This window comes from Jeotgalibacillus haloalkalitolerans (assembly GCF_034427455.1).
GTDB classification, from domain to species: domain Bacteria; phylum Bacillota; class Bacilli; order Bacillales; family Jeotgalibacillaceae; genus Jeotgalibacillus; species Jeotgalibacillus haloalkalitolerans.
In genome coordinates this window covers 780761-797927 of the sequence record NZ_JAXQNN010000002.1, presented here as the reverse complement: position 1 = coordinate 797927, position 17167 = coordinate 780761, and the positions used below count along the sequence as shown (strand labels likewise).

16 protein-coding genes and 1 tRNA gene are annotated in these 17167 nt (G+C 41.8%); all 17 read left to right on the top strand.

Features of this window, described 5'->3' with window-relative positions; genetic code table 11:
- The first annotated feature begins 12 nt into the window (after positions 1 to 12).
- The 17 genes from racE (at position 13) to UFB30_RS09015 (ending at position 17128) form a co-directional block, all read left to right on the top strand.
- On the top strand, positions 13 to 810 hold the full coding sequence (racE, locus tag UFB30_RS09095; RefSeq protein WP_322421354.1) for a glutamate racemase: 798 nt from the start codon (positions 13 to 15) through the stop codon (positions 808 to 810).
- A 130-nt stretch (positions 811 to 940) separates the two neighbouring features.
- Complete coding sequence (rph, locus tag UFB30_RS09090; protein ID WP_322421353.1) at positions 941 to 1696, top strand: ribonuclease PH; 756 nt, start codon at positions 941 to 943, stop codon at positions 1694 to 1696.
- On the top strand, positions 1693 to 2277 hold the full coding sequence (locus tag UFB30_RS09085; protein WP_322421352.1) for an XTP/dITP diphosphatase: 585 nt from the start codon (positions 1693 to 1695) through the stop codon (positions 2275 to 2277). Before rph ends, UFB30_RS09085 begins: the two co-directional genes overlap by 4 nt.
- A 9-nt stretch (positions 2278 to 2286) precedes the next feature.
- Positions 2287 to 2796 carry a metallophosphoesterase gene (locus UFB30_RS09080; RefSeq protein WP_322421351.1) on the top strand — a complete coding sequence of 170 codons (510 nt, stop codon included), beginning with the start codon at positions 2287 to 2289 and terminating at the stop codon, positions 2794 to 2796.
- Positions 2797 to 2969: 173 nt separating this feature from the next.
- Positions 2970 to 3043, top strand: a tRNA-Arg gene (locus tag UFB30_RS09075).
- A 718-nt stretch (positions 3044 to 3761) separates the two neighbouring features.
- Positions 3762 to 4319: an RNA polymerase sigma factor gene (locus UFB30_RS09070; protein WP_322421350.1), complete on the top strand. Its 558-nt coding sequence runs from the start codon at positions 3762 to 3764 to the stop codon at positions 4317 to 4319.
- A 271-nt stretch (positions 4320 to 4590) separates the two neighbouring features.
- Complete coding sequence (locus UFB30_RS09065) at positions 4591 to 4878, top strand: hypothetical protein (protein ID WP_322421349.1); 288 nt, start codon at positions 4591 to 4593, stop codon at positions 4876 to 4878.
- Positions 4879 to 4890: 12 nt separating this feature from the next.
- Positions 4891 to 5367: a phage holin gene (locus UFB30_RS09060; protein ID WP_322421348.1), complete on the top strand. Its 477-nt coding sequence runs from the start codon at positions 4891 to 4893 to the stop codon at positions 5365 to 5367.
- Positions 5368 to 5677: 310 nt separating this feature from the next.
- The gene (locus tag UFB30_RS09055) at positions 5678 to 6625 is read left to right on the top strand and encodes a tetratricopeptide repeat protein (protein WP_322421347.1); all 948 of its coding nucleotides are present in this window, start codon (positions 5678 to 5680) and stop codon (positions 6623 to 6625) included.
- Positions 6626 to 6768: 143 nt separating this feature from the next.
- Positions 6769 to 8058, top strand: a complete 1290-nt coding sequence (gene tig / locus UFB30_RS09050) for a trigger factor (RefSeq protein WP_322421346.1) — start codon at positions 6769 to 6771, stop codon at positions 8056 to 8058.
- A gap of 229 nt (positions 8059 to 8287) precedes the next feature.
- Positions 8288 to 9559 carry an ATP-dependent protease ATP-binding subunit ClpX gene (clpX, locus tag UFB30_RS09045; RefSeq protein ID WP_322421345.1) on the top strand — a complete coding sequence of 424 codons (1272 nt, stop codon included), beginning with the start codon at positions 8288 to 8290 and terminating at the stop codon, positions 9557 to 9559.
- 262 nt (positions 9560 to 9821) lie between these two features.
- The gene (gene lon / locus UFB30_RS09040) at positions 9822 to 12143 is read left to right on the top strand and encodes an endopeptidase La (protein ID WP_322421344.1); all 2322 of its coding nucleotides are present in this window, start codon (positions 9822 to 9824) and stop codon (positions 12141 to 12143) included.
- The gene (gene yihA, locus UFB30_RS09035; RefSeq protein ID WP_322421343.1) at positions 12143 to 12730 is read left to right on the top strand and encodes a ribosome biogenesis GTP-binding protein YihA/YsxC; all 588 of its coding nucleotides are present in this window, start codon (positions 12143 to 12145) and stop codon (positions 12728 to 12730) included. The genes lon and yihA overlap by 1 nt, the downstream gene beginning before the upstream one ends.
- 488 nt (positions 12731 to 13218) lie before the next feature.
- Positions 13219 to 14550 (top strand): glutamyl-tRNA reductase, encoded by a 1332-nt coding sequence (gene hemA / locus UFB30_RS09030; RefSeq protein ID WP_322421342.1) that lies wholly within the window; start codon positions 13219 to 13221, stop codon positions 14548 to 14550.
- A gap of 15 nt (positions 14551 to 14565) precedes the next feature.
- Entirely contained in the window at positions 14566 to 15399 is an 834-nt protein-coding gene (locus UFB30_RS09025) for a cytochrome c biogenesis protein (protein WP_322421341.1), read from the top strand.
- 33 nt (positions 15400 to 15432) lie between these two features.
- The gene (gene hemC / locus UFB30_RS09020; RefSeq protein ID WP_322421340.1) at positions 15433 to 16365 is read left to right on the top strand and encodes a hydroxymethylbilane synthase; all 933 of its coding nucleotides are present in this window, start codon (positions 15433 to 15435) and stop codon (positions 16363 to 16365) included.
- 1 nt (position 16366) lies between these two features.
- Complete coding sequence (locus UFB30_RS09015) at positions 16367 to 17128, top strand: uroporphyrinogen-III synthase (protein ID WP_322421339.1); 762 nt, start codon at positions 16367 to 16369, stop codon at positions 17126 to 17128.
- Positions 17129 to 17167: the final 39 nt, after the last annotated feature.

The following is a 17167-nucleotide window of genomic DNA, read 5'->3' as shown; positions in this document are numbered from 1 at the left end:
GAGGCGTTTTTCTTGAGCAGAGCAATCGGCGTAATGGATTCTGGGGTGGGCGGCTTAACCGTTGCCAGGGAAATCATCTACCAGCTTCCGAATGAACAAATCATCTATTTAGGGGACACAGCACGCTGCCCATATGGTCCAAGACCTGAAGAAGAGGTCAGAAGATTCACGTGGGAAATGGCTGAGTTTCTTTACAGACAGGACATCAAAATGCTGGTGATTGCCTGCAATACAGCAACTGCAGCTGCACTTGAAGAAATCAGAACCGCTTTTGACATTCCGGTCATCGGGGTCATCTCACCAGGTGCACGCTCAGCGATCAAATATACTAAAAATAACTGTGTAGGTATTCTTGGTACTGCCGGGACGATCAAAAGCAGGGCTTATGAAAAAGTGCTCTGCAGTTTAAAAGAGAGTATTCAGACATACCCTAAGGCGTGTCCGAAGTTTGTGCCGCTTGTTGAAAGTGGAGAGTATAACAGTTCAATGGCGAAAAAAATTGTTGCAGAAACACTGAGTGATATGAGGCATCATCCGATTGATACACTGATTCTCGGATGTACACATTATCCTTTGCTGCAGCCATTAATTGAACAGTATATGGGGCCGTCAGTAAAAGTCATCAGCTCAGGTGACGAAACTGCCAGAGAAGTCAGTGCGATCCTGTCCTACCGTGGGGAGTTAAATGCCCGCCATGAAAGACAGCAGCACCTCTATTACACAACAGGTTCTCCTGTTATATTTGGACAAGTTGCAAGGGAATGGATGAACGATCCTTCCCTGGTGGTGGAATCCGTAAAATTGCCGTGAGCTGATCACGGCTTTTATCGTTAAAATATAAATTTGTAAAGAGTAATTGATGCATACACGCAGCTGATGATTTATATATAAATCATCAGCCGGCTATTTAAAGTCAACATAAAAGATGGAGTGAATAAATGTGAGACCTGATGGAAGAGCTGCCTCAGACATGAGGCAAATAATGATAGAGAAAAATTATCTGATGCACCCTGAAGGATCTGTGCTTGTTTCCTTTGGTGACACTAAAGTCATCTGTACTGCAAGTGTTGAAGACAGAGTGCCGCCTTTTATGAGAGGTCAGGGAAAGGGCTGGATTACAGCTGAGTATGCGATGCTGCCCAGAGCGACCGGACAGCGGACAATCCGTGAATCCTCTAAAGGGAAAGTCAGTGGGCGTACGATGGAAATTCAGCGTTTAATTGGACGGGCATTACGTGCAGTTGTAGACCTTGATGCACTTGGAGAAAGAACGGTATGGATTGACTGTGATGTGATTCAGGCGGATGGCGGGACCCGTACTGCTTCAATTTCAGGTGCTTTTGCCGCGATGTCGCTTGCGATAGAGAAACTGGCTCAGGAAAAAGAACTTCCTTTATTTCCTGTAAAGGACTTTCTTGCAGCTGTGTCAGCAGGGATCAATTCAGGTGGTGAGCCAATCCTTGATTTGAACTATGCTGAAGATAGTACAGCAGATGTTGATATGAATATTGTTATGACAGGTAAGGGTGAGTTTGTAGAGCTTCAGGGCACAGGGGAAGAAGCTTCATTTACGCATCAGGAGCTGCTTGATATGCTGAGTATCGGACGTGCGGGAATCGAACGCATTATTGATGAACAGAAATCAATTCTTGGTGAAGAATTAACTGCTAGGATTGTGAGTGATGTAAAATCATGAAGAAGATCATCATCGCCACTAACAATCAAGGTAAAGCAAAGGATTTTGAAAAGCTGCTGAATCCGCTCGGCTATGAAGTTAAAACGCTTGCTGATTATCCGGCACTGGAGGAAGTTGAAGAAACAGGCGTGACATTTGCTGAGAATGCTGCTTTAAAAGCTGAGACAATCTCACAGCAGCTGGGTGTCAGTGTGATTGCAGATGACAGCGGATTAATCGTTGATGCGCTTGACGGGGAACCAGGCGTTTTTTCTGCGCGGTATGCCGGTGCTGAAAAGGATGATCAGAAAAATATCGAAAAAGTGCTATTAAAGCTTCAAGGTGTACCTGATGACAAAAGAACCGCCCGTTTTCACTGTACCCTCGCACTTGCTGAACCGGGGGAAGAAACCTTATTGTTTACAGGAGAAGCTGAAGGGTATATAACTGCAAAACCAAGTGGTGAAAATGGCTTCGGATATGACCCTATCTTTTATACTGAGGTATACCAAAAAACGTTTGCAGAGCTGACAGCTGATGAAAAAAATCAAATCAGCCACCGGGCAAACGCGCTCAGAAAATTACAATCACAGTTTCAGTGAGGTGATCTGATGAAGTTGTTAGTTGTAAGTGATAATCATGGTGATGAACAGATTATCAAGGACGTAAGGAAACACTGGGAAAATAAAGTGGATTACATGTTCCATGCCGGAGATTCAGAGCTTCCGTTTGACTCGGGGGCGATGGAACCATTTGTGAAAGTAAGAGGCAATTGTGATTTTGACTCGTCATATCCTGAGAATGAAGTCGTGGATTGCGGAGATATTAAGGTATTTATAACCCACGGTCATCTTTATGGAATCAAATCCTCATTAGACAGAATCCGTTACAAAGCAGATGAAAACAACGCTGATCTTATTATCTTTGGACACTCCCATCAGCTTGGAGCGGAAATGCTAGACCGTAAGCTGTTTCTGAATCCCGGTAGCACCAGGCTGCCGCGTGACCGCAATGAGCCGACATATGCAGTGGTCAGTATTGAAAATCTTCAGGTTGAAATCGTGTTTTATACAAATGAGCATGATAAACTATTATCATGGAATGGTTCATTTAATGACTGAATGATCAAGAGGAGTACCGTTCTGCCTGTATAACAATCAGAACGGTACAACCTTAAATCAGGTATCATTTTAAGTCATTTAAAATATTTTAAAATAATATTTGAAAATGCGTTGACTTTTAATCAAAGTATTTATATAATAATAATTGTCCTTAACACGACGGACTACATAATGTCCCAGTAGCTCAGCTGGATAGAGCAACAGCCTTCTAAGCTGTCGGTCGGGCGTTCGAATCGCTCCTGGGACGCTACCATTTAATCGTAATAACGGGTTGACAATCGTTAACCAAAAAACTTCCTGCATTGCAAAATGTGGGAAGTTTTTTTATTTAATAAAAGTGAATTTGTCAAAAGGGCATTTTTATAAAATGTGTGGTTAGCATGAAAGCTTTCACAGACTGCAAAAGCAATTTATTTCTGTTTGTCAGATCGTTTACCAAAAAATTACTAAGGGTAATTTTTGGTTAGGTGATGGCTTATGTTCTTTTCCCAACTAAAAAAGTACTAATTACAAATGTTTCTTCACTCTTGAAGATTAAAAGATGAAAATTTCTCATTAATCACATGAAAATTTTCCCAATTAACAAGCGACAGCGTTCGACCAGACTGATATAAGAGTTGAGTTATATTGAAAAGAACAAACGTACGGTCCGTAAAGATATTAATCTGCCTGATCTGAGCCTGTATAAAAACCGCATAAGCATGGCGAAGTCCATACATAGCTTTAACACAAGATTAGTGAGTATGCGGTTACTTCACCAGTCAAATTGAGTTAAAATAGCGGCGTTCTTCTAACCAGAAGGGCGTCGTTTTTCTGTAATCAGCGGTTAGATAGCTTTTCGGGAGATGTATCTTTTATCACTTTTTAACAAATTTTATTAAAAGATATAAAAATTACAAATTTTCTCCGCGTTTTCCGTTGAGCCGTGAAATAAATACATAAAAATAAAAGGAGGCGTTCTGATCATGTGTCACATTAAAAACTTAATAACGCAATATCAAAAAACCGGTTGCGAATTATACTTTAACGAAATCTATGGAATTTTCGCCGGCAAGGTTTTCAATTTTGCCCGTAAGCAGACGCGCCAACGACGGCTTGTGTGGCAGGATGTTGAATCTGAAGCAAACGAGGTATTTTACAAAGCAGTCGTTACGTATGATGAAAGAATTGGCGAATTTGAGCCTTTCCTGTTCCTCATGCTGCGCCGGCATATCGCAAATATCGGCATCAGGTCACTTACCTATCAAAGCTACATTGAACGATATTCGCATAGTGTAAGAACATCAACCGGTAATGAACCGGAAATGATTGCAATAAAAAAAGAGCAGCGCCAACTGCTCAATGAACTGACCGCGAATGCTACCGACCCAAGCCGACAAGCTTTGATAGCATTCGCAAAGTCCTACTCATTCCGAAAAGCCGCCAAGCAACTCGGAACGTCTGATAAAACGGTTAAGAATCGTATAGAAAAAATAGCAGCTGCCCGCCGCCACATTTTACTAAACGACTATTTGACCGCTTAACCATGAGCATATGACATGCTCTCAGGAATAGCTCAAGTTATTTGAAGCTTATCCCATATTTCATTATACACGGACAAATACATTTTTAAACTGCTTGAAAAATAAAACATTAAAAAACGGCTTTTGACTTACAAACATATATTCGTATAGATAGAGTAATAGCCGGCTGCTATGAAAACTGCAAATAAAAGAGAAAAAGTGATAGAAAGCAGCCGGTTTTCACCTCGTGAAAGGATCGTTTCACTATAAAAAACTTACTGGAGGTAGCATGATGAACGGGAAACTGCAGGAAGAAATTAAAAACCTTTCAGAAGAAATTCATAAGCTTGATCGCTGGGCTGTGAGATTTGATGAAAAAGTTAACGGTTATCCGAAGATAGAAAAAAGGGCAGATGAAGCTTATTATTTGGCAGACCGTGCAGAGGATAAATCAGAGGAAGCGTATAAAGCATGCGAAGTAAACGCTCGTGATATTCAGGCGCTGGAGATGAGATGCAAATGGTTTTTCGGCATGATGGCACCGTTCATTTTAATGATGATTGGAAAACTATTCTCTTAAGGAGGCTGAACAATGGAAACGATTACGGTTATCCGCACAATTACACTCGTCATTGCGCTGCTGAATCTATCACTGGTATTTGCCGGCTACTCTCCTCTTCCTATCGAAGATGAAGAAATCGAACAGCTTGTCACATTGATTTTCACGATTGGTGCTTCTCTTTGGGCCTGGTGGAAGGATAATGATATTTCGCGGAAAGCGAGAGAGAGAAAAAACGAAGAGAAAACGTTACGGGAGTCTCCTGAGTATCACCCGAGTGATTCAGAAAGTGTAAAGTTGCTCTGCTCACCTAAAAAAGAGGAAATACCAAATCTGCAAAAGGCAGCTGATTCAAAAACAGATATGAGGGTCCTTATCAAACATTCATCAGGTGAGTATGAATTTGTAAGCATTCATCAATTAGTTGCGGGTATACTTGTACCTCGAATTTCAGCTGAAAATATGGTGGATATTGCTGACAGGACCAACCAACAGCAATTAACCCAATGATATAGGCCTTCACCGGTTTTTCAAATCGTACAGAAGTGTTTCGGTGACGACGATCTGTAATCTATTTTAATAATGAGAGAAGTTGGTTTACTTACCGTGTCCGTTAAATGTCAAACAGAAATGAACCTGCTGTTATCACATACCTGATATAAATATTTGATGGTCGTCGCACCTTTGAAGCGCTTTCTGAAACTGCCTGTTACAACTGTAAGAGGCAGTTCTTTTCTGTGCAACAGTGCTTTTCTTGGCATTTTATAAAAGACAATGCTACACTACATTCAAAAAGATTACGGAAGGTGGTTCATCATATATGGCTGAGCAGCAGGGCAGGCGTGTTATTCCGTTCCCGGGATTAAAAGACCGGCTGGTAGAGCGGGGGTTGGACATGCTGCAGAATCAGGAAAATGTTGAAGCCATCAGCCTTTTAGAGCAGGCCCTTGAAATAGATGAGAATGATGTAGCGGCAGGCACCTCACTCGCAGTTGCTTACTATGAAAATAATCAGTGGTCGGAATCAGCAGATCTATGCAGGAGGATGCTTCAGGAAGGGTCAGGCGAGTACGATGAATTAGTGGAATTATATGTGATGAACCTGATTCAGTTAAGAAGATTTGATGAGATTTCTTCATTTATACAGCCTCTTTTGGAGGAGAATGAAATACAGCCTGAAAAAGCAGCGCGGCTGAAAAGTCTGATTGACCTTGGTAAGCAGCAAAAGGAGATCAAAGAATCAGAAGATGAATCATTTCATTCGTTTCAATTACAAAAGGACCTTGAACAGCAAATGATTCAGGCAGCAGCTCTGGCGAAGCAGAATATCAGGCCGGTGAAAGACGATATCATCACTGAAATTGAAAAAGATGAAACGCATCCTTTTGTTAAGACCCTGCTTCTGAATATTCTCAGGGAACAGGGGATTGCAGATGAAACGGTTGTATGCAAATGGAATAAAGAAATATCAGTCAGTCCTTCTGAGCTGATGGAACCTTTTGATCAGGAGCTGTATCAGAAAGCTGCAGCGCTCCTTTCAAATGAAAGTGATCAGCCCCAGCTGGCAGAAATCGCAGCAGAGCTCTTGCAAAAACATGCGTTTTTACTTTATCCTTTCAGCTGGAGAATAGATTCTGCAGAAATCATTTCAAAAGCTTATCTTAAACTCGCCAGTGAATATATGGGTGAAGAAGAAGCCTTTACCGGTTTTGACCATAAAGAACTCCTGGAAGAAATCAGAAGGCTTGAAAAAGTGGAAATGGTCTAATGGTTTGCAGTTGAAAGACAAGTGGCGTATGTTATAATAAAATGGTTGCATAATGGGATTCTTAATAGAAGAATGAAAGAATCATTGATTTCATGTCGATCATGAAACCATTAACTTAATAGATGTTTTGGAGGGAATTATTTATGTCAGCAAAATGGGAAAAGCAAGAAGGAAACGAAGGCGTACTGACAGTAGAAGTAGACGCTGAAACAGTTAACAGAGGTCTGGACAGTGCATTCAAAAAGGTTGTTAAGCAAATTAACGTACCTGGATTCCGTAAAGGAAAAATGCCTCGCCAGATGTTTGAAAAGCGTTTCGGAGTGGAATCTCTATATCAGGATGCACTTGATGAGATCCTTCCTGAAGCTTACGCAAGCGCAGTAGACGAAGCGGGTATCGTACCGGTTGATCGTCCTGAAATTGACGTAGAGCAAATGGAAAAAGGAAAAGCGTTAATCTTCACAGCAAAAGTTACTGTTAAGCCTGAAGTTAAATTAGGTGAATACAAAGGCCTTGAAGTGGAAAAGCTTGATGCTGAAGTAACTGATGAAGATGTAGATGCTGAACTTAAGCAGCTGCAGGAGCGTCAGGCAGAGCTTGTTGTCAAAGAAGACGGAAAAGTTGAAGACGGCGATACAGTTGTCCTTGACTTTGAAGGATTTGTTGACGGAGAAGCGTTTGAAGGCGGACAGGCTGAAAACTACTCTCTTGAAATCGGATCAGGATCATTTATTCCTGGATTTGAAGAGCAGCTGGTTGGACTTGCTGCAGGAGAAGAAAAAGATGTTGAAGTATCTTTCCCTGAAGAGTACCATGCAGAAGAACTTGCTGGTAAGCCGGCTACTTTCAAAGTGAAAATTCACGAAATCAAAGCAAAGGAACTTCCTGAGCTTGACGATGAATTCGCTAAAGATGCAGACGAAGAAGTTGAAACACTTGCAGATCTGAAAGAAAAGACGAAAAACCGTCTGACTGAAGAGAAGAAGAATGCTGCTGAAATGGCACTTCGTGATTCAGTGGTTGAAAAAGCTTCTGAAAATGCGGAAATCGATATTCCGGAATCAATGGTTAACACTGAAGTTGACCGTATGATGCAGGAATTCGAACAGCGCCTGAGTGCACAGGGCATGAACCTAGACCTTTACTTCCAGTTCAGCGGTCAGGATGAAGAAACACTTCGTGGCCAGATGAAAGAAGATGCAGCTAAGCGTGTACGTACAAACCTTGTGCTTGAAGCAATTGCTGAAGCTGAAAACATTACTGTTACTGAAGAAGACGTTGAGTCAGAGCTTAGCAGCATGACTGAGCAGTTCAACATGTCAGTTGATCAGATCAAAGCAGCGCTTGGCGGATCTACTGAAATTCTTGAAAATGATCTTCGTGTACAAAAAGCAATTGATTTTCTTGTGGAAAACAGCAAGACTGTTGCATAATAATAAGTAAGACTAAAGCAAGGCGCGATGAGATCGTGCCTTGTTTTATAACATAAATAAAGTCTTAACAGGTTTGTGTTTTAGCTGTACATACATAAGGGTTTAATTGCAAAACATATCGGGAAAATCGAGTTAGTTCCGTCTAATGGTTCAGTATGGTACAATTTTTGCTACACAGCGTTAAAGAGATGCTCTATTGATGAGCAAGACTGATAAAGGGGTGAAAGAAATGTTTAAATTTAACGATGAAAAAGGACAACTAAAATGTTCTTTCTGCGGAAAAACCCAGGAACAGGTTAGAAAACTTGTTGCCGGTCCGGGTGTATATATTTGTGATGAATGTATAGAACTTTGTACGGAGATCGTGGAAGAGGAGCTTGGTACAGAAGAAGAAGTTGAATTTAAGGATGTACCAAAACCGAAAGAGATTCTTTCTATTCTTGGTGATTATGTAATAGGTCAGGAACGTGCGAAAAAATCACTTTCTGTAGCTGTATATAACCACTACAAGCGAATCAAATCAAACAGTAAAGTGGACGATGTAGAGCTTTCTAAAAGTAACATCTGTCTGATCGGACCAACAGGTTCAGGTAAGACGCTTCTAGCGCAAACTTTAGCCCGTATTCTGAATGTACCATTTGCAATCGCTGATGCAACATCACTTACAGAAGCCGGCTACGTCGGTGAAGATGTTGAAAACATTCTGTTAAAACTGATTCAGGCTGCAGATTACGATGTAGAGCGTGCCGAAAAAGGAATTATTTATATCGATGAGATCGATAAAGTGGCCCGTAAGTCTGAAAACCCATCTATTACACGTGATGTATCAGGTGAAGGTGTACAGCAGGCACTGCTGAAAATTCTTGAAGGTACGACTGCAAGTGTTCCTCCACAGGGAGGCAGAAAGCATCCGCATCAGGAATTTATTCAAATTGATACAACAAATATCCTGTTCATCGTCGGTGGGGCATTTGACGGAGTAGATCAGATCATTAAGCGCCGCCTTGGTCAAAAAGTGATCGGTTTCGGTTCAGGTGATTCAAAGGGTGATCTGACTGAACGTGAACTGCTTGCCAAGCTTGTACCGGAGGATCTTCTGAAGTTCGGTTTAATCCCTGAATTCATTGGTCGTCTTCCTGTTACTGCTACGCTTGAGACGTTAGATGAAGAAGCATTAATTTCTATTTTGACAAAGCCGAAAAATGCACTTGTTAAACAATACCAGAAGATGCTTGAGCTTGATGATGTGGAACTTGAATTTGAAGAAGAAGCATTACGCGAAATTTCTAAAAAAGCAATTGAACGTAAAACGGGTGCACGTGGTCTGAGATCAATCATTGAAAATCTGATGCTTGATGTTATGTTTGATCTTCCTTCAAGAGAAGAGATCAAAAAATGTATCATCACACCAGGTGCAGTTGAGCAGACGGAGCGTCCAATTCTTCTCAGAGAAGATGGTTCTGAAATTAATCTGGATGATGAAGAAAAAACATCTGCTTAAAGTCTAAGACGAAAGCTGGCTCATCATATCGAGTCAGCTTTTTTCTTCTCTTTGTCCAGCTTCAGGCGCTAGCTCCTCGGAACATAAGTCACGCTGCAAAAACGGGAAAGTTCGCCCGTTTGACGCATCGCGCCTTATGTCTGTCGTAGCTGAACGGGCGCCTTACACTTTTCTCTTTTCAGCGGATGTTTTAAGGGCTTACGGGGTAAAGTAGTACTATGCTATATAAAACGATTGATGAATTAACCTGGAGGTGTTACATATGGCGGAAAAAAACACACAGACATTGCCACTATTGCCATTGCGCGGTTTGCTTGTTTACCCAACAATGGTACTGCATATAGATGTAGGACGTGAAAGATCAATTCAGGCACTGGAAAAAGCGATGATGGATGATCATATGATTTTTTTATCAACGCAGAAAGATATGGCGATCGACCAGCCTGAGCAGGATGATCTTGCAAAAATGGGGACTTTAACGAAAGTAAAACAAATGCTCAAACTGCCAAACGGTACGATCCGGGTGCTGGTTGAAGGAATTGAACGTGCAAAAATAACGTCTTTCGAGGAAAATGAACCATTTTTCACTGTGACGGTTGAATCATATCCTGACGAACAGGAAAAGACTCCCGAATATGAAGCGTTAATGCGCACTTTGACAGATTACTTTGAACAATACATTGCATTATCAAAAAAAGTCTCAAAAGAAACGCTAAATACTGTGCTGGATATTGAAGAGCCTGGACGCCTTGCTGATATCGTTGCGTCTCATTTACCGCTCAAGCTTAAAATGAAGCAGGAAATCCTTGATACAACAGATATTAAGCTACGTATCACGAGACTGATTGAAACGATTAACAATGAAAAAGAGGTATTAAGCCTCGAAAAGAAAATCGGCCAGCGAGTGAAAAAGTCAATGGAGAGAACCCAGAAGGAATATTATCTGCGTGAACAGATGAAAGCGATCCAGAAGGAGCTTGGTGATAAAGACGGTAAAACCGGTGAAATTTCAGACCTTGCAAAAAGAATCCGTCAGGCCGCTATGCCTGAATCGGTTGAAAAAATTGCGCGAAAAGAACTGGACCGTTATGAAAAAGTGCCGGCTACATCAGCTGAAAGCTCTGTAATCCGAAATTATATTGAATGGCTGATTACCGTTCCATGGTCACAGTCCACTGAAGATGATTTGAATATCAAAAAGGCTGAAAAAATCCTGGACCGGGATCACTACGGACTTGAAAAAGTAAAAGAACGCGTGCTGGAATATCTTGCAGTTCAGCAGCTGACTAAATCTTTAAAAGGGCCGATTCTCTGTCTTGCCGGTCCTCCGGGTGTAGGTAAAACAAGTCTTGCGCGTTCAATTGCTGAATCTGTCGGACGCAAATTTGTCCGTGCATCATTAGGCGGCGTGCGGGATGAATCTGAGATCCGCGGTCACAGGAGAACGTATGTAGGAGCAATGCCGGGGCGCATTATCCAGGGAATGAAGAAAGCAGGCACAGTAAATCCTGTCTTTTTACTTGATGAAATTGATAAAATGTCAAATGACTTCAGGGGAGATCCTTCATCAGCGATGCTTGAGGTGCTGGATCCTGAACAGAATAACTCATTCAGCGATCATTTCATTGAAGAGCCTTATGACCTGTCAAAAGTCATGTTTATTGCTACTGCCAACAATCTTTCAACGATTCCGGGACCTTTACGCGACCGTATGGAGATTATCACGATCGCAGGATATACTGAAATTGAAAAGATTAATATTGCCAAAAATCATCTGCTTCCAAAGCAGATTAAAGAAAATGGTCTTACGAAATCTCAGTTGCAGGTCAGAGATGAAGCCATTAAAGATATTGTCCGCTATCATACACGTGAAGCGGGTGTCAGAAGCCTTGAACGGCAGCTGGCGACTGTTTGCAGAAAAGCAGCTAAAATGATCGTTGGAGAGGAAAAGAAAAAGGTTGTTGTAACATCAAAAAGCCTTTCAGATTTTCTTGGTAAGAAAAAGTTCCGATACGGTCAGGCTGAAGAGGAAGACCAGGTTGGTGTTGCAACAGGTCTTGCTTACACAACGGTAGGCGGGGACACACTTCAGATTGAAGTATCGTTATCACCGGGTAAAGGTAAACTCGTATTAACAGGTAAGCTTGGAGATGTCATGAAGGAATCTGCACAGACAGCATTTTCATTCGTAAGGTCAAGGGCTGAACAGTTAAATCTTGAGGAGAATTTCCATGAAAAGCATGACATTCACATACACGTCCCAGAAGGTGCTGTTCCAAAAGATGGCCCATCAGCGGGTATTACCATTGTCACGGCATTGGTATCGGCGTTAACTGAACGTCCTATCAAAAAAGAAATCGGCATGACCGGTGAAGTTACGCTCAGAGGAAGAGTGCTGCCGATTGGCGGACTCAAAGAAAAATCGCTGAGCGCCCACAGAGCAGGTCTGACGACAATAATTATTCCAAAGGATAACGAGCGCGATATAGATGATATCCCGGAAAGTGTACGTGCTGAACTGACATTTATCCCAGTTTCACACGTAGATGAAGTACTTGATATTGCGCTGGCAGGTGAAAAATAATGAAAATTACACAATCAGAAATCGTAATCAGCGCTGTAAAGCCTGAACAATATCCCGAAGGAGGTCTGCCCGAATTTGCATTAGCGGGCAGATCCAATGTCGGTAAATCATCATTTATCAATAAAATGATTAATCGTAAAGCGTTAGCCCGTATCTCCTCAAAGCCGGGTAAAACACAAACACTGAATTTTTATCTGCTGAATGAAGCGCTCTACTTTGTAGATGTACCCGGCTACGGCTATGCGAAAGTTTCCAAAACAGAACGTGCAGCCTGGGGGAAAATGATTGAAACCTATATGACAGACAGAGCGCCACTAAAAGCAGTCATAATGATCGTTGACCTTAGGCATCCGCCAACGAAAGACGATATCATGATGTACGACTTTTTGAAGCACTTCGATATTCCCTGCCTCATCGTTGCTACCAAAGCAGACAAAATTCCTAAAGGGAAGTGGCAAAAACATCTGAGTGTGACCCGCAAAGTCCTGGATATCGCAGAAGGCGATGAACTGATTATGTTCTCTTCTGAAACAGGTCTGGGTAAGGACAACGCATGGCATTTTATTGAAAGAAAAATGAAAGATTAATAGTCATGAAGCATGCTAGAAAGTGATAAACTGGCTATTATAGTTATTAAAAGTGCAGCGGAGCGAAAGGCGGCGACTCCACCGGGATATGACGGACAGGTGAGACCCCACAGGAGCAACGCGACGAGGAGGCTCACCGCCGTCCCCGGGGAAAGCGTCCGCCTGAAGCGCAGCGAAACGATTAGAAGAGACTGGACAATTGTTCCGGTCTCTTTTTTTATTGATGTTTATAAAACATCAAAACAGTGAATGAATAGATTATTAAAACGTTTTCATAGAAGATTCTGATATTGAGCAGAACTATTGAAAACATACGGGTGCTTTGGTACCCTTAGTTCAGATGAAATCCTGATACAGCAGTGCGAACCGGCTAATCCGGACGTTGTATCTGTACGTTTCAACGGTTGTTCACATTTACCATTAGGGCATGCTCTTAATCATGTTATAATGGGAGTAATGATTAATTCGTGGGGGGTGTCATTCAGCACATGCACATTTTAGTGGTAGGTTTGAATTACAAAACGGCCCCTGTAGAGATGAGAGAGCGTCTTTCTTTCCAGGAAGCGGATCTTAGTAAAGCAATGACGGAGCTTCAGTCCCGTAAGAGTATACTGGAGAACGTCATCGTTTCGACGTGTAATCGTACTGAGATATATGCAGTAGTGGATCAGCTTCACACAGGTCGTTATTATATAAAACAATTTTTAGCTGACTGGTTTAACCTGGACAAGGATGAATTTAGTCCCTATCTGTTTATTTACGAGAAAGATGGTGCAATGGAGCACCTGTTCAAAGTAAGCTGTGGACTTGATTCAATGATCGTGGGAGAAACACAAATCCTCGGTCAGGTACGAAAAAGCTTCTTTACAGGTCAGGAAAATGGTACGACTGGTACTGTTTTTAATGAACTATTTAAACAGGCTGTAACGCTGGCGAAAAAAGCACATTCAGAAACTGATATTGCATCCAATGCGGTATCTGTATCTTATGCTGCTGTTGAACTGGCTAAAAAGATATTCGGAGATTTAAATAAAAAACACGTACTGATTCTCGGTGCTGGTAAAATGGGTGAGCTTGCAATCCAGAACCTGCAGGGAAGCGGTGCCACAAGAGTGACCGTGATTAATCGCACATTTGAAAAAGCTGCTGCACTTGCAGACAAATTTTCAGGTAATGCCAAAGAACTGCGGGAGCTTCAGTGTGCACTGATAGAGGCAGATATTCTGATCACTTCAACTGGTGCTCAGGAAGCGTTAATCAGTAAAGAGATGATGACGGATGTAGAAAGAATGCGTAAAGGCCGTCCATTCTTTATGGTTGATATTGCTGTGCCACGGGACCTTGATCCTGCCATCAACGAATTAGATAATGTATTTCTTTATGATATTGATGATCTTGAAGGAATTGTTCAGGCGAACCTTGAAGAGCGCAAACAGGCAGCTGAACAGATCGGTCTTATGGTAGAAGAAGCAATTGTTGCATTTAAAGAATGGCTGAATATGCTTGGTGTTGTTCCTGTTATCTCTGAGCTGCGCGAAAAAGCATTGGCAATTCAGGCGGAAACAATGGAAAGCATTGAACGCAAAATGCCAAGCCTGACAGACCGTGAGCGCAAAGTACTCAACAAACACACAAAGAGTATTATTAACCAATTATTAAAAGATCCGATTTTGCAGGCAAAAGAACTGGCTGCATTACCTGACGGTGATGAAAAACTTGAGCTGTTCAAACAGATTTTTAATTTGACGCAGGAAACTGAACGTCGTGAAAAAACTGCTGAATCAGTAAAATTAGAGCCTCAGCTTTCACTGCAAAGTTGATTGGGAGGATCACACATGTTTGAACTGTCAATGACACGGCTGCATGAAGTCATGATTATCCTCTATGCAATCAGCGTGCTATTATATTTTATGGATTATGTACAGAGAGACCAGAAGGCGAATCGCGTTGCCTTCTGGCTTTTGTCAATTGTTTGGGTTCTTCAAACAATTTTTTTATTTCTTTACATGTTCAGAACAGGAAGGTTTCCGGTATTAACACTTTTTGAAGGCATTTATTTTTATGCCTGGGTATTACTGACGCTTTCACTTATTCTGAACCGTTTGATGAAAATCGATTTTACTGTCTTTTTTGTTAACCTGATCGGCTTTACTTTTATGGCGATACATACATTCGCACCGGTTCAGGCGAGTACAGAAGCAGCAGCTGAAAGACTGATGTCGGAACTGCTGCTGATCCATATCACCATGGCGATCGTATCCTATGCCGCCTTCTCAATATCCGTTGTTTTTTCCATTCTGTATCTGCTTCAATACAGATTGTTAAAACAGAAAAAGTGGGGACAGAAGATACAGCGCATCACTGACCTTGCTAAGCTTGAAAAAGGGTCAGTGATATTAAACAGTATTGGGTTTCCGCTGCTGTTACTGAGCCTGATCCTTGGTGTGCAGTGGGCAGTTGTATCATTACCGACAGTACTCTGGTACGATATTAAAATTTCAGGTTCATTCCTGCTGTTAGCAATTTATGGTGTGTTTTTATACAGGAGGTTTGGGAAAGGACAGTCAGGAAAGTCACTTGCGCTGTTTAATACAGCTGCTTTTGGCTGTCTGCTGATTAACTTTCTGCTTGGAAGCAGATTATCTTCATTCCATTTCTGGTCAGTCTAAATCACGATAACTATTCATTGGAGGCATTTATTTATGAGAAAAATTATTGTAGGATCACGCAGAAGTAAGCTTGCGATTACACAGACAAAATGGGTCATTGAGCAGCTGAAGGCGCTTGAACCTGGAACAGAATTTGAAATCAAAGAAATTGTAACAAAAGGTGACCAGATTCAGAATGTGAAGCTTTCAAAAGTGGGAGGCAAGGGTCTGTTTGTAAAGGAAATTGAACAGGCGATGATTGATGGAGAGATTGATATGGCTGTTCACAGTATGAAGGATATGCCTGCTGAGCTCCCGGAAGGCCTGATTATCGGAAGCATTCCTGTACGTGAAGACCCAAGGGATGCACTTATTTCGAAAAATAACGAAACGCTTGCAGAATTACCGGCAGGAGCGATTGTAGGAACAAGCAGCCTGAGACGCGGTGCACAGATTCTTGCAGTAAGACCTGACCTCAAGGTTGAATGGATTCGTGGAAACATTGATACGCGGCTTAAAAAGCTTGAAACTGAAAACTTTGATGCAATCATCCTGGCTGCAGCCGGACTTTCAAGAATGGGCTGGTCAAAAGATGTCGTATCGGAATTTCTATCACCAGAGGATTGCCTTCCTGCAATCGGTCAAGGTGCACTTTCAATTGAATGCAGAGAAACCGATACTGAATTAAGAGAATTGCTGAACCGCTTCAGTGATCAGGAAACAGCGCAGACTGTTACGGCTGAGCGTACTTTCCTTCACAAGATGGAAGGTGGATGTCAGGTACCAATTGCTGGTTATGCAACGCAGATAGAAGATGGCGTATCCCTGACAGCATTAGTGGCATCTCCTGATGGAAAAAAAGTATACAAAGAAGTGATCAGAGGAAATGATCCGATTGAGGTAGGGCTGAAAGCAGCTGAAATCCTGACAGAACAGGGTGCTAAAGCATTAATTGACCAGGTAAAACTGGAACAGGAAGGTCAGTAAAATGGCATCCCTGAACGGGGCGAAAGTTGTACTGACAAGAGACTTACACTCATCGGAAAATGACCGTAAGCTTATTGAAGCAATGGGTGGAAAACCGATTATAACCCCTATGATTCAAATCGAAGCTGAAGTGATGGTTATAGATGAGCAGAAAAAAGATCAGTTAAAAAATGCTGACTGGATTATCTTTACGAGCAAGCATGGGGTGTATTATTTCTGCAGATTACTGGAAGCTGCCGGAATAAAAGAGCTGATCTTCGGGAAAAAAATCAGTGCGGTGGGTTCAAAGACTGCGGAAGCTTTGAAAAATGAGGGGTTACCGGTTCATTACATTCCTCCTCTTTATTCGGCTGCGAGTTTTAAAAAGAATTTCACTGAATCTGTTGAAGGGCCTGTTCTTTTTCCTCAGGGAGACCTTTCCCGCGGAGAAATTGCGAAGTTTCTTGCAGCAAAGGGACACAAATGTATCAGCTGGACAGTCTATAAAAATACGGTTCCTGATATGTCAGCAGATCTGCTGAATGAACTGAAAGAGGCTGATGTAATTACCTTTTTTTCACCATCAGCTGCCGAACGTTTCATTAAAGCAGTTGGTTCTGATCAAAAGCTGCTATCTAATATCAGGGAGGGACTGATCAAAATTGCAAGTGTGGGGCCGACCACATCCGATGCTTTAAAAGCAATCCCTCTTCCTGTACATATCGAACCTTCAGAATATACAATGGAAGCGATGATTGAAAAGATCGCTGTGACTCTGAAGTAAAACCTTTAACAAGCTTGTTAACAGCACTCAGGAGGGTTA

Excerpts from the sequence above, each read along its gene's own strand:
- UFB30_RS09065 (WP_322421349.1), top strand. The coding sequence starts at position 4,591 with ATGAACGGGAAACTGCAGGAAGAAATTAAAAACCTTTCAGAAGAAATT.
- lon (WP_322421344.1), top strand. The coding sequence starts at position 9,822 with ATGGCGGAAAAAAACACACAGACATTGCCACTATTGCCATTGCGCGGT.
- UFB30_RS09025 (WP_322421341.1), top strand. The coding sequence starts at position 14,566 with ATGTTTGAACTGTCAATGACACGGCTGCATGAAGTCATGATTATCCTC.
- UFB30_RS09070 (WP_322421350.1), top strand. The coding sequence starts at position 3,762 with ATGTGTCACATTAAAAACTTAATAACGCAATATCAAAAAACCGGTTGC.
- hemC (WP_322421340.1), top strand. The coding sequence starts at position 15,433 with ATGAGAAAAATTATTGTAGGATCACGCAGAAGTAAGCTTGCGATTACA.
- UFB30_RS09055 (WP_322421347.1), top strand. The coding sequence starts at position 5,678 with ATGGCTGAGCAGCAGGGCAGGCGTGTTATTCCGTTCCCGGGATTAAAA.
- tig (WP_322421346.1), top strand. The coding sequence starts at position 6,769 with ATGTCAGCAAAATGGGAAAAGCAAGAAGGAAACGAAGGCGTACTGACA.
- hemA (WP_322421342.1), top strand. The coding sequence starts at position 13,219 with ATGCACATTTTAGTGGTAGGTTTGAATTACAAAACGGCCCCTGTAGAG.
- yihA (WP_322421343.1), top strand. The coding sequence starts at position 12,143 with ATGAAAATTACACAATCAGAAATCGTAATCAGCGCTGTAAAGCCTGAA.
- UFB30_RS09085 (WP_322421352.1), top strand. The coding sequence starts at position 1,693 with ATGAAGAAGATCATCATCGCCACTAACAATCAAGGTAAAGCAAAGGAT.
- UFB30_RS09015 (WP_322421339.1), top strand. The coding sequence starts at position 16,367 with ATGGCATCCCTGAACGGGGCGAAAGTTGTACTGACAAGAGACTTACAC.
- UFB30_RS09060 (WP_322421348.1), top strand. The coding sequence starts at position 4,891 with ATGGAAACGATTACGGTTATCCGCACAATTACACTCGTCATTGCGCTG.
- UFB30_RS09080 (WP_322421351.1), top strand. The coding sequence starts at position 2,287 with ATGAAGTTGTTAGTTGTAAGTGATAATCATGGTGATGAACAGATTATC.
- clpX (WP_322421345.1), top strand. The coding sequence starts at position 8,288 with ATGTTTAAATTTAACGATGAAAAAGGACAACTAAAATGTTCTTTCTGC.